Raw genomic sequence first — 12,967 nt, 5'->3', positions numbered from 1 at the left:
ATGAAATGGCAAATAAATTTAATCTTAGCCTTATTGCTTCCGTCATCGTCACTTGCATGCAGCCTACAGGCTACCGTCGAGCGGGCTTTAGTTTCGAGCAAGGAAAAAACAGCATCCCAGTTGATAAGCTGGACGAGCAGAAGCTTGAAGCTATTGAAAAAGATGCACGCTTATCAATGCAAATTGTGCCGCACGTTGAAAGTGCAGCGGCGCAGGGACAGCTGGACGCAGATAATGTGGGTTCGTCAGTAAAGCTTTATGAGCAAGTTGACTACACCCAAGCACCCCAAGAACTGCAACCCATCATCGCGGTAATGATTGATGCGCAAATGGAGCTTAAACCGACTGTTGAACAGCTAACTTATGAAGCACCAGGCGAAAACGAAGGTGACGTAATCAAGGTTAAAGTGTCGGCAAAAGACCGTGATGCTGCGTGGCAGTGGTTACAAGATGCTGCGAGTGAGGCCGAGTAATGGCTTATGCAACTATCACAGCGATGCAGCAGCGCTTTGGAGAGCAAGACCTTATTTATTTAAGTGCGCGTGATGACTCCCCAGCTGACGCTATTAATGCCCCTGTGATAGAGCAGGCGATAACTGATGCAAGCGATATGATTAACGGTTACTTAGCGAGCCGTTATGAGTTGCCGCTTGCAAATGTGCCTAACTTACTTGAGCAACTTTGTTGCGACATTGCCCGCTATAAGCTCGGTACAAATGATGCACCAGAGCATGTTGAAACACGTTACAAGGACGCAATTAAATTTCTTACCTCTGTTGCAAAAGGAGATTTGAGCATTGGTGTAGATTCGTCGGGCGAGGATGCCCAAGTGCAAAATACCGCACAAATTGAAAGCGCAGGAAGCGTGTTTGCCCGTGAAAAATCAAAAGGGTTTATTTGATGTTTGAAATAACAACTGACTACTTTGCAGCTCAATACCCGCTTAAAGAGGCACTTGAACAAGTACCAGGGATTAAGCGAGTTTATTTAAGTGACGAGTTAGCAGATGCTAAAGAAGATAGCCAAACAACCCCAGCAGTACACTTGATTTATTACGGTGACAACTTACCAGACGCCAAGAACGGCGGATACAACATGCAAGTAGTGCAAACCTGGCTAGTCGTTTTAGTAGTTCGTAAACGCGACAAAGACCACGGCAAGCACTTAACGGAAATCATTCGCGCTTTGGCGGGCAAAGTCCACAACAACACTGGCCCTTGGCTACGTGTTAACACCCCAGCAAAACCCCAATTTACCAAAGGTCATGCTTACTACCCGCTGGCCTTTACATGTCAAATGAGATTGAAAGGAGCGCTATAACATGAGCGACGGTATCTTACTTGCGGGCAATATCTTTGTTGACCGTTTAAATGAACAAGGCGTAAGCACAGGCCAAATTTTTGGCCCAATCAATACGCAAAAATTGGCAATCAAAACAGAAGCTGAATCAAAAGTACGCACATCAAACAAAAAGGCAACGAAAGGCCAAGCTTTAGATGATGTGAAAATCCCTAAGCCTGCTGTTGTTACGTGGGAATTTGATGATCAACCTGCTGAGCTTGTTGCATTGGCCCTTATGGGTGAAGTGGCAGACATTAATTTTGCGGCGGGCGCATTAGCTGATGCACCAATCACGATGCCTAATCACCAGGGCTGGATTGAAACAGGCGCTAAAAACTTCACAGATGACGTTGTAGTTAAACAAGCGGCAAATGAATTAGTGCTAGGTAAAGATTATGAATTTAATTTTGCACTTGGCTTAATTCGTTCAATCAAAGGTGGTGCGCTTGCTGCTGGTGGCAGCATTACGGTTTCAGGCTCTTTTAACGCGCGAAGTGGTAAGCGCATTAACGGCGCAACTAAATCACAGTCTCGTTTACGCTTATTTGGTGAAGGTACAAACCTAACAAATGGTAAGCCTGTCAGTTTTGAAATTTATGATGTGTCAATGATGCCAACTAAAGAGCTAGACCTTGCGGGTAGTGAGTTCGTAAGTGCGGCCCTTGAAGGTAACGCAAAGCTTGTGCAGGGCAAGGACGAGCCATTTTATATTGACGAGTTAGACAGCTAATTAGAAACATCCCTTACCAAAAGGCTCACTAGCTTGAGCCTTTTTATCCCCATTTAAACCCTGTTTAAACTGAGTTATCGCATGGCAAATAAAACACTCGAATTAGCATTAAGAATTGTTGCCGAGGCCACAGGTAAGCAAAATATTGAGCAGCTTGTTAATGAGCTGCGTGATGTGGAGCAAAGCGCTGATGCAGCAAATCCTGCTGCGGGTAAACTTGCGGATCAGTTAGATGGGTTATCCAATCAAAGCGATCTTATTCGTGCATTTGAGCAATCAAACCAAAAACTAGAACAACAAGAAATTGCAACAGCAGCTGCTGCGCAAGCACTGGACAAATTACAAAAAGAAGCACAAGACACAGAAAAGCCATTTGTGCAATTTGCGCGCTCAATAGATGCGGCAGAGAAAGATTTAGAACAGATGCGGGCAGAGCTAACACAGCAAACAACTAAGCATGCATCATTACAAACAGCGCTTAAACGTTCAGGCGTTGATTCTAATAATTTAAGAGCTGCTAAACGAGATTTAGCAGCTCAATACGACAAAACAGGTCGCTCAGTTGATCAGTTAACAGCTGACTTAAAGCAAGGCACAGCTGCACAACGCGCCCAAGCACAAAGCTTAGATGGTGTAATTGCAAAGGTTACGGGTTTAGCTGCGGCGTATGTTGGGCTTGATCGAGTAGCCCAAGCCGTAAAGCAAGTGTTTGAAACAGGCGATAAGTTTGAAAAGTTAGGTATACAAATGCAAGCCCTCATGGGCGGCATTGCAGGCGGCGAACAAGCAACAGCCTGGGTAAAAGAGTTTACTAAAAATACCCCTTTGCAACTAGGGGAAGTTAGCCAGGCGTTTGTAAAACTTAAAGCGTTTGGCCTTGATCCGATGGATGGCACAATGCAAGCCATCACAGACCAAGCATTAAAGCTTGGCGGCGGGTTTCAAGAGGTTGAAGGTATCAGCCTTGCACTCGGCCAAGCGTGGGCAAAACAAAAACTGCAAGGCGAAGAAATATTACAGCTTGTTGAGCGTGGTATACCTGTTTGGGATCTGCTTGAAAAAGTAACGGGCAAAAATACAGTTGAATTACAAAAGTTATCGAGCGCAGGCCAATTAGGCCGTGATGTAATCAAAGACTTGATTGATGAAATGGGCCGCGCTAGTGCTGGCTCAGCGGCGGCACAAATGGCGCTGTTCAGTGGTCAAGTGTCGAATGCGAAAGATAACTTAGAGCAGTTTTATAATCTCATTGCGCAATCGGGCGCGATGGATTGGCTCAAGTCTCAAATCACCAGTTTAAATACTGAGTTTGCGGCAATGGCAAAAGATGGCCGACTTAAAGAATGGGCGCAGAGCATAAGTGACACCATTGTAAGTACTGGTACAGCCATTAAAAATGCAGCTACAACGCTGTACGAATACCGCGACGAAATAGCAACGGTTGCTAAAGTATGGTTGGCGCTTAAGGTTGGTAACTATTTTAGTAGTGTGATCAGTGGCGCAACAACGGCTATCGCATCGATGCGGGCCTATACTGCCGCTGTTGGCGCAAGCACAACAGCACAGAATGCAGCTACACTTGCTGCAAGCAAATGGAATACAGCACTTAAAGCGGTTGGCCGTGCAGGTCTTTATACCTGGCTAATTAGTGAATTAGTCGAGGTTGGTGTTTTATATAAAGATTTACTTGCTGCTGAGGAGCAAGTAAGAAAATCGCAACAAGCCAGCGCAGTGCAAGCAAAAATACTCGCTGACGAATTACAGCAGCTGTCAAACTCAACTGGCCTTATCATTACAAACATGGATGAGCTAAACGCACTCATTGATGCAGGTAAGCTTGTTTGGGATGAAGCGCAAGGGCGCTATGTCAATTTAGAGTATCAGCAACGAAAACTTGCAGAGGCCACTGCTGCGGCAACGGAGGCAGAGCGCCAACGTCAAGCGCTTTTAAGTTTAACGTTACCCGAAGCCCTTAAAACTATCGAATCATTAGAGCAACAAGCTCAAAGCTTAGATGGTGTTAAAGTCGGGGTTGATGGCTTTATACAGAGCATTGAATCAGCCCGTGTTGCTATCCAAAGTGCAGGCGAGCAGTACCAGGGCCAGCTCGCAATTTTAGATGCATTGCAAGTTAAGTTCGAAGAACATGGCGCAATGCTTGAGCGTCAAAAGATTTTTGCAGGTGATGTAGAAAAAGCCTATGCAGAGCTTGGTATTACATCAGTTAAAACACTGGATGATACCGCAAATAAATTGCGTGCTGCTTATGAGTTGATGAGAGAGTCAGAGCAGCCTTTAGCTGTTCAGCGCCAAGCTTATTTAAAATGGGCTGAGGCTGCTATTGCTGCGGCAGATGCCACTGATGAAACCGTGCCATCAAGTGTGCAAGCAGCAGCTGCTGCACTCGGTTTGACTAAAGAACTCGATAAGCTCATTGAAAAAGCCAACGCGCTTAAGCCAGTTACAGACACAAACAGCGAAGCAGTACAGCGTTTTACTCGTGAATTGGATAAAACGCGCGAAGCAATTAAGACAAACCAGCAAGTATTAGCAAGCAGCTCGGCAACAGCTGAGCAAAAAGCCCAAGCCCAAGCAGCGCTGACTATTCAGCAACAGCGTTTAACTGACCAAACGAATGATTTAAATCGAGTCCAACAAATAGAGTTAGCTAGCCTTGGGCAATTGCAGCGAGAACATAGCCGTTTAACATCAGAATTAGAGCAATTAAATTCACGTTATGAATCAGGGCAGTTAACAGCCCAGGAATATAACTATGAAAAAGAACGTCTGACAGATGTACTGTCGATAGTGAATAATTTGTTAGGTGATTTTAAAAATGCCCAAGATGCAGCAACAGCCTCAACCCGAGCAGGCACTCAAGCGACGAATGAGCAGGCTAGAGCAAGTGATAATGCGGTTAGCGCATTAGGAAGACAGCAAGCTGCTTTAGACCGTGTAGCTGCGTCTGCTTCTAAAGCAGCAAGCAACGTGCGCCAAGTGTCAGTATCAAATGGTGCATCTGTTGATACAATTGCTCAATATCAGTTAGAAAATGGCAACAGCGCCTATGCATTAGACACACCAGAGATTAGGGCAGCTAAAGCAGCTGCAAGTAAAAAAGACACGCAACCATATTGGCTTAACAAATACCAAACCCAAGTTGATAACGCCAAAACTACAGCCGCACTTAATAAAATCTATAAAGAGATTAATGTACGTCTCAGTCGTTTATCAAATGAAAATAAACAAACGATTAATGATGCAATTGATGCAAAGCGGAACGAACTGAGTAATCGATCTTCAACAAATACGAGCACTACACCCAGCTATACCGCACCAACCCAAACATATAAACCAACGAGTGAGAGCTATGCATCGACTTCTACATCAACAGCTAATTTAAATAGCTTAACAGCCGTTGTAAGGGAGTTGGTGACTGCAATTAAAACTCAACAGCCACTCGCTACATCGAGCACAAGTACACCTTCAAGAACGGTGCGATTAGAGCTGGTATTGCCTAATAAGCAAATTATTTATGCAGAGTTTGAAGAGCGCTTTTTGCAAACACTTGAGCAATTGAGTAATACACAATGATCCTATTAAACGCACAGCAACTAGATAATTTTGTTTGGCTTAACGAGTTTGATTATTTACCAGTCGTTGAACAAACAGAGCGTGCCCTTAACGGTGCGCAGCATATTGAAAAAACATTGGTCCCGCTTGGTCGACCAATTCATTTGTATAGTGACTTTGAGACCGCTAGCACGTTTAAGCCATTACTTGAGCATGCACAAAGCACGTTAGATGCGTTTGAAATCTCAATTCGAGGCACACTTTTTACTGTTGTTTGGGATCATACACAAAAGGCAGTTGAGAGTACTCCACACACTCACTTTTCAGATACAGAGCCAACCCACTTCACAAACATAAACCTACGTTTAAAAACGGTTTAAACAGGGATTAACTATGCTTAGAACAGATTTAAAAATTTTTAAGCCTCAGCTTATTGGTAATGAGGAACATGCTGGAGGCCATCGAACGAATAATGCTATCGTCAGTGGTAAATTGAACGATGTGTTTAGTTCAATAAGTGATATCGACCATGCCCGTTCATCGTTTGATATTGTTAAATTATACCCTGCACTGAGTACGGATGATGCAGCGCGCTTGCAAGATGCACATATTTTCTTAAGTGATCAACCTGATGATCCATTGGTTAATGTCTTGCTAGTAGAAGCAAGCGATTTGAAGGAAACGAGCCTAGTAAGCGACATGCTGCCTTTACTTGCGTTAAATAGCACTAAGTATCACGGCACAAGTTTTATTACTGTTGAGGCTGCTATTGAAAGCCAAGAGCTAGAGGTAGAGTCATTAACCCGTGTACTCACTCCCTCAATTAAAAACATCGTGTCTAAAATTGGTTTAAAACCAGATTCAGATGCTTTAAGTATTTATCGTACTAAACGGGTTTTAAGCTACGGCGAAATTACAGAAATTAACATCACAGTTGATGATTTTTTAAATGCTGAGCCTATTTACTACGCTGAGTATCAGTATAGCTACTCATACACTCAAGGCGCTATTGATGAGCCTACAAAGTATATTAATACAGTAAGAACAAAACGCATTAACGCAGGCACAGGTGAATTAAATTCTCTGCGATATGATAACGGTACATTTAGCTGCGAGTTACTGAATCCCGCAGTTTCAAAAGATCAGTATTTTACTTTGTTTTATGTGTCAAATATCGACTTTCGTTTTCACTCATTTAATGACTCAACAACGATCACTTTAGCTGCGGGTGAACGTGTTTTACCTGGCTATACAAAGGTAAAAAAACAGGTGAAAATACGGTATATACGGATGATAGCCAGGGCCGCTTTATTGCTGGCGGCTATGTGTTTGCAACGATTGATTATGAAACAGGTATTATTACCGAAACTGAGGGGAATACGGTTGAATACCAAGGCACAGTAACGGAGAACTTGGGCGCGTTAATCTCTAAAGGTGAGCGTACAATTACCCAAAAACAGTGGCAGTTGCCCAGTAGTTCATTTTCAAGAGATAGTGTTTATATCACTTATAAAAACAGTGAAGGTGTAGAGTTTAGTGCATCGAGTGATTTAAACGGCGATATAACTGGCACCAATTGCACAGGTTCGGTAAGTGCTACGGGCTACATCGATGTCACTTTTTCGATAGATGTTCTTCCAGATTCTATTCGTTATGACTATAACGAAATAGAAGTGACCACCGTCCCTGCACCACCTGGGGGCTTTGACACTTCCACTCTGCCGAATAATGGCACAGTGGCAATTTTTCATAGTTTTAACCCTATCAGCATTCAAAACAGAGAGCGTTTAGCGCAGTTAGAATTAATTGAGGGGCAAGTATTAACGGTGCTCGAAGATGCTGACTTTATCGATATTGTTGATGCCTCTGGGGCTAGTTTATGGTCTGTTACAGATGAAGCCTATAGCTATGATCGTGAAACGGGAGAGGTCACAATTAATGCGGGGATAAATGCATTTACAGCCCCCTATATTGTTACGGCCATTCAGTCAGAGTTAGCGTTAATCAGTGCAATTGAAGGTAATACACTTAAGCTATTAACAAAGCTCAATCGAACCTACCCAGCAGGCTCAGCCGTAAGTAGCGTGCAAGTATTGGGTGATTTACAAGCTCAAAGTAAATTCGAGCGAACTCTTGCTGCTTGGCAAAACAATTTTCTCGAAACTGGCGCGCCAGCATCTAGTGCAATCAACACAACTCAATACCCAATTGAGCTTACAAATATCGGCACTATTAATCAGCGCTGGGCCATCGTTTTTACATCAACGAGTGCTTACAACGTTATAGGCGAATTTGTGGGCACGATTTACAGCGGTGACATTCTTAACGACTGCGCACCATTCAATACATTCGTAGGTGCGCCTTATTTTGTCTTGCGCAAAGAAGCATTTGGCTCAGGTCTTAATCCTGGAGAGGCTTTCTTGTTTGAGACAAAAGCTGCAAGCAAACCAATTATGATCACCCGCTCAGTGTCCCCAGGTCATTCTGACATAGCGCGTGACAACTCAACTTTAAGTTTTCGTGGAAATAAGGATTAAAAATGGCTCAAGTAAATGTATATCGATGGGATGACGAGGGTGCGCCGCAAATTGTAGAAGGTAGACCATCTGAATTTATAAATGTTTTAAAAAAATGTCTGGTTGATGGGTATGGGACTAAATCAGCAGCGGGTTGGAGTGTTGCACATGAATCACTTCCAGAAGAATCACCATACATAGCAATTAGAAACAGCGAAGTTGATGGTTCAGGTGGTGTTTTTACCGTCCAGCAAGGTAATAATAATGCAAACAATACTGTTAGGTTTCAGGGAGCATTAGACTATATTTCAAAAACAAGTTACGCGAGACTTACTCAATATTTCTATTCTTATATAGGTGGTACTAGTCAAACTTATCCAAATAATTGGATTATCTTAGCGACCTCTACAGCGTTTTACGTTATGTGTTTTCCTGAAGCGCGAATGAGTACAAATTATTTTGGAACATATAACCACTGCTTTACTTTCATAGGTGACATCAAGTCTTTTTTTCCAAACGATCCTGCAAAATTTGTTGCATTGTCTGGGTATATTAATAATACAGCTGCTGGTTGGAACTCGCAGCTTAATTATGTTTTGGGGGACAGTGCGACCCAACAAATTGGTTACGTATATTCCCTTGACGGAACAGAATCGAAGGCTAATTGCTACGCTTGCTGCGGGTTAGGTTTGTGGAATGTTTCACAAAACAGTATTCAGGATAGTGAGCCAGAAATAAGAGTGCTATCACAATTTATTCTTTCAACTGGCAGTTATCAATTAGCAAGCGCAGGAACTCAAGGTAATAATGAAACACTGCCCTTTGCCAGAGGTTTTATACCCGGTTTATTTTCTTCGCAAGAAAATGGATATAGGAATGCATCAATGCCTTTTATTAAAGAAATAGAAGGCGTAAGTTACCTTAGTATTCCTCGTTCAAATGCAGGTGGTTCAAATATATGGGTTAACATTGAGGAATGGTAATGCTCTTAAATGTAATAAAGGTAATTCCTGCACCATTGATTATGTCTGCTTTAGTCGTTGACACTCTTGATGCAGAGCGCATGCTCATTATAGACAGATTAAGTGGCTCAAAGTTAGCTCACTTTAAGGCGAAAGATGGTGATAATATAAGGTTTTTGCCAAAATCTTATGCTTTAGGTGCAAATTTATCTGTGATTATTTACGATGATGACAATCAATATAACGCTGCCATAGCTGATAATGTTCAAACTATGTTGGTTGATATGTTCACCTTTGATCCAAATAACCCACAGCCTTTTGAGTCACCTTAACTATGATCGAACTTCGTTTTATTAGCTCATATCAAGTTAATAATTCGCCGCTTCAATTAGGTTTCATCAAGCCTGACTACACATTGAAATTGCGTTTTAAACTTAACTTTAAACGCAATTATTCACCTTTTGAACTGAACTTTTATGGGCCTGATTATTCATTAGAGTTACGCTTTAATGAACCCTATAAAATTAATTTCAGTCCGCTTTCAATCAGGTTTGATGGCAGCACAGACCCAGTAGAGCCAGAACCAACGCTCCCTTACTTACAGCCAAATATAGGTGTGTATTATGGGTTACTCTGGCTTGTTCCTGGTGTTGAGGAGAATCAAACTGATTTTCAATGGCAAAGTGATAGCTACAAGGCTGAGTTTGAGGCGGCATTTAATAACTCAGAAATAGTGAACAGTAAATTTCATTTTAAATGGAGTGTGGCAACTAAAGTAGAAATAGAAAGTGAAATATTTTGGGGAAATAGAGGTTATGAATCACGACTTACTCATCTAAATTACAAGTTGATTAATGATGTTGAATATATCCAAAGCTCATTTCCTTGGTTAATAACACTACCAATTGAAAATGTTGAAAAAGCTCAGAATTGGAGTGTTACTGAGTTAATCCCTCACAATTATTTTTTAGAGTGGAATGTTCAGCCTTCAACTATCGGGCGCGAACTTGTTATCCATTATGGTGAAACCGATGCTGAATACATCTGCTATTGGCGAAATCATCCTTTTAAAGGTTACGTGTTGGGTGAGTTTATTGAGCCCGCAGAAACGCATACAGGGCACTTAATCATGCGTTTCACCAATCCCGACAAGATTTGCTATTGGGGCTTGCCTGGTGGTTTAGTTCGTGGCGATGATGATGTCCCCACCATTGATAGAAAAATCCCGATTGAACCCCAAATTAGGAATACATACATTATGCAACCAACAATTAATTGTGTACGGGTATCAGATGAACAAAAGGTATTGATAAGTAGTTTCGATTACTCGCTTTCGCGTGGGCAATATTGCGCAACAGCTAACTTAAAGTTTTGCTCTCGAATTGACTATGAACGTGCAATAGGTCAAGAACTAAAAGTTTCAATCAATGGTTACGACTTTTATGTTATTTGTGAACAGCCGAGCAAAAACCTAAGATTTGCAAATCAAAGTTTTAGTGCAAGTGGCCGTAGCCGCTTTGCACTACTCTCACAGCCTTACTCAAGAGCTACAAATTATACGAACCCAACCCCGAAAACTTTAGCGGGGATCATGTCCGATATTTTGGTTAATACGGGTTGGTCACTTGATAATAAAATGATTGATTATCCAATTCCACAATATGCTTTTTCATACACTGATCTAACTCCAGGAGCAGCGTTGCTAGCAGTAGCTAAATCAGTTGGTGCGATACTTGACTTTGATGATGCTAATAAGACGGTATCAGTTGTTCCTATGTGGCCTGTAGCTCCTTGGGACACTACGAACGCAATTTGTGATGTAATTTTAAATGACTCTGTAATTCTAGAGCACAGCTCAAGCCAAACAATAAACCAAGAACATAATGCTGTGTTTGTACGCGGTGAACAGCAAGGAGTGTCATGTAAGGTTAAACGTGCAGGCACATTAGCCGATCAATTCGCAAAAGACGTTGTTGATAGCTTGATTACAGATAATCAAGCGGCACGGCAGCGCGGCACATGTGAATTAGCCAACAGCGGTAGTAAAGAGAATACAACAGTACGTACCAAGCTATTAGAAGACTTACCACCAATCAGACCAGGTATGTTAGTTGGTATTTCTTACTCAGATTCAGTGTTCAAGGCAACGTGCGACACAATGAGTATTAGTGCAAGTGTTAGCAATACAGGCGCTGTGACAGTAAATCAAAGGATAAAGGTGATAAGTAATGTCTAATTCTTTAAATCGTTTAGGGGCAGTATTAAGTAGGCAGCAACGAACAATCGTTACAGTAGTCGAGACATATCCCAATGGTACAAGTTTAGTTCAATATACTGATGGTAGTAGCACTGTATTGCTTGGTAATGCTGTTGAGAATGGATCTGCTTACGTTGAAAATGGCAGGATTATAGGGCCTGCATCAGTACTACCTTTTTCTGAAATTGAAGTGTAACGCAAATGAATTTGTTGTTAATAAAGGTACTGTGGTGTAAGTTTTGGGCGCTTATTCATTTTATATTTATAAAGGAGTTGATATGAAAATAACGCAACCAATATCGTCTAGCCCTCTTGAAAACCTAAATAAAGCTCAGCCTCAAAAACCAAATGACAAGCTTTCTCAAAGTAATTTTGCAGCCTTATTGGATGATCAAGTCACATTACAAAATGGCGGTGGAGGCCATCCAGACAAAAAGAAAACAGAAAACTAATAATGGATTTGCCAACGATAGATGTAATTTTTAGTTATTCACTTAATAAACTTGAGTTAGTAGCTTTTATCTTAGCGTTTTTCTTGGCTCTTTTCCCTCGTAAAACTAAGAGAGTTTCTATTGCAATATCAGCTGGGATTATGTCTATAGGGCTTGCTCTTGGGGATATTCTTCATGCAAACGCTTTAGAGGCGTTGACACAAGACCAACAAATTTACTTCTGGTATTTAGTTTGGGCTGTGTTTTCTTTGTTGCAAGCATTTTTAGTTTTATGGGGACATTGGTTCTTTGGGGTGTTGTTTAGTGATCAGGTTAAAGTGGTGTTTACAACAATGTCAATTAATGCACTTTTAAACACTTTAATGTTTATAGATCGCAATGTAGCAGCCCTAAATTTTAAAGACCGTCCCAATGAGTACAGTGATGATAGCTGGTTACTTTGGGACGTATACAGCATAGGGATAAATGCCAATTTGCTATTTTTAGCTTTTGTATTGTTTTCCCGTGGAGAGTTAAAAGGTAAATATGTATGGATGTTCTTATTGTATTGCTGTTGTTTTGTGGTGTTATCGCTTTAGGGGTATTTTCATATAGATTCTATGTTCTTGAATCAATGGTAAAAATTCCAGAACGCCATTTGCAGAAAATTACTGACGAGTCATTAAGTGAGCTATGTAACCTATTGAAACAAGAGGGTGTCCCAAAAGATATTGTTGAATTAGTACGCAATAGGCAGTTAGCGAGCCGTACGACCAATTTAAGAGGTTTTACAAAAAACCCTAACGGTGAGTTTATAGAGTTGATTAGAGGCGCTGAGGAGCTCATAGACAGGCAATATGAGACAGGTGAGGACTTATCCCAATCCATTTCTGCACTATTAAAATTGGCTAAGACCACTTCAGATTAAAAAAGCAGCGAAAGCTGCTTTTTTATTATACAGCCTTTATCATTAGAGCCCGCGCGGCTTATGTGATAAAAGGTTTTGTTATCATTTTTAGCCGTGGTGTTTATCATTTTATGTCGGCGGCTACAATTTTTGCGCGTTCTTTTCGAGAAACTTATAAAAGGGTTAAAACAATAGGCTTTGGTATTCTTAGTGTTAAGTGATAAACACCCGCCTTAAAAGCCTTTATATT

At 41.4% G+C, this 12,967-nt stretch carries 15 protein-coding genes; all 15 read left to right on the top strand.

Annotation, left to right across the window (positions count from 1 at the left end; translation table 11 throughout):
* Positions 1-5 precede the first annotated feature (5 nt).
* Positions 6-473, top strand: coding sequence for an HI1506-related protein (locus P4S60_RS10410; RefSeq protein WP_337115911.1), 468 nt, complete (start codon positions 6-8; stop codon positions 471-473).
* Positions 473-901, top strand: coding sequence for a gp436 family protein (locus P4S60_RS10405; protein WP_063528179.1), 429 nt, complete (start codon positions 473-475; stop codon positions 899-901). Before P4S60_RS10410 ends, P4S60_RS10405 begins: the two co-directional genes overlap by 1 nt.
* Positions 901-1,320 carry a phage tail terminator protein gene (locus tag P4S60_RS10400; protein WP_337115910.1) on the top strand — a complete coding sequence of 140 codons (420 nt, stop codon included), beginning with the start codon at positions 901-903 and terminating at the stop codon, positions 1,318-1,320. The genes P4S60_RS10405 and P4S60_RS10400 overlap by 1 nt, the downstream gene beginning before the upstream one ends.
* Before the next feature lies 1 nt (position 1,321).
* Positions 1,322-2,071 carry a hypothetical protein gene (locus P4S60_RS10395; RefSeq protein ID WP_337115909.1) on the top strand — a complete coding sequence of 250 codons (750 nt, stop codon included), beginning with the start codon at positions 1,322-1,324 and terminating at the stop codon, positions 2,069-2,071.
* 81 nt (positions 2,072-2,152) lie between these two features.
* Positions 2,153-5,665 carry a tape measure protein gene (locus P4S60_RS10390; RefSeq protein WP_337115908.1) on the top strand — a complete coding sequence of 1,171 codons (3,513 nt, stop codon included), beginning with the start codon at positions 2,153-2,155 and terminating at the stop codon, positions 5,663-5,665.
* Positions 5,662-6,024 carry a hypothetical protein gene (locus P4S60_RS10385; protein WP_337115907.1) on the top strand — a complete coding sequence of 121 codons (363 nt, stop codon included), beginning with the start codon at positions 5,662-5,664 and terminating at the stop codon, positions 6,022-6,024. Before P4S60_RS10390 ends, P4S60_RS10385 begins: the two co-directional genes overlap by 4 nt.
* Positions 6,025-6,037: 13 nt before the next feature.
* Positions 6,038-7,048, top strand: a complete 1,011-nt coding sequence (locus tag P4S60_RS10380) for a hypothetical protein (RefSeq protein ID WP_337115906.1) — start codon at positions 6,038-6,040, stop codon at positions 7,046-7,048.
* Complete coding sequence (locus tag P4S60_RS10375) at positions 6,970-8,181, top strand: hypothetical protein (RefSeq protein WP_337115905.1); 1,212 nt, start codon at positions 6,970-6,972, stop codon at positions 8,179-8,181. The genes P4S60_RS10380 and P4S60_RS10375 overlap by 79 nt, the downstream gene beginning before the upstream one ends.
* Before the next feature lie 2 nt (positions 8,182-8,183).
* Positions 8,184-9,143 (top strand): hypothetical protein, encoded by a 960-nt coding sequence (locus P4S60_RS10370; RefSeq protein WP_337115904.1) that lies wholly within the window; start codon positions 8,184-8,186, stop codon positions 9,141-9,143.
* The gene (locus P4S60_RS10365) at positions 9,143-9,454 is read left to right on the top strand and encodes a hypothetical protein (RefSeq protein WP_337115903.1); all 312 of its coding nucleotides are present in this window, start codon (positions 9,143-9,145) and stop codon (positions 9,452-9,454) included. Before P4S60_RS10370 ends, P4S60_RS10365 begins: the two co-directional genes overlap by 1 nt.
* Positions 9,455-9,456: 2 nt before the next feature.
* Entirely contained in the window at positions 9,457-11,358 is a 1,902-nt protein-coding gene (locus P4S60_RS10360) for a hypothetical protein (RefSeq protein WP_337115902.1), read from the top strand.
* Positions 11,351-11,575: a hypothetical protein gene (locus P4S60_RS10355; protein WP_337115901.1), complete on the top strand. Its 225-nt coding sequence runs from the start codon at positions 11,351-11,353 to the stop codon at positions 11,573-11,575. Before P4S60_RS10360 ends, P4S60_RS10355 begins: the two co-directional genes overlap by 8 nt.
* Before the next feature lie 82 nt (positions 11,576-11,657).
* Positions 11,658-11,831: a hypothetical protein gene (locus tag P4S60_RS10350; RefSeq protein WP_337115900.1), complete on the top strand. Its 174-nt coding sequence runs from the start codon at positions 11,658-11,660 to the stop codon at positions 11,829-11,831.
* A 2-nt stretch (positions 11,832-11,833) separates the two neighbouring features.
* Positions 11,834-12,409: a hypothetical protein gene (locus P4S60_RS10345; RefSeq protein WP_337115899.1), complete on the top strand. Its 576-nt coding sequence runs from the start codon at positions 11,834-11,836 to the stop codon at positions 12,407-12,409.
* Positions 12,361-12,738: a hypothetical protein gene (locus tag P4S60_RS10340; protein ID WP_337115898.1), complete on the top strand. Its 378-nt coding sequence runs from the start codon at positions 12,361-12,363 to the stop codon at positions 12,736-12,738. Before P4S60_RS10345 ends, P4S60_RS10340 begins: the two co-directional genes overlap by 49 nt.
* Positions 12,739-12,967 lie beyond the last annotated feature (229 nt).

The organism is Pseudoalteromonas sp. Hal040 (assembly GCF_037162425.1).
GTDB lineage: Bacteria > Pseudomonadota > Gammaproteobacteria > Enterobacterales > Alteromonadaceae > Pseudoalteromonas > Pseudoalteromonas gelatinilytica.
This window is presented reverse-complemented; position numbering and strand designations above follow the sequence as displayed.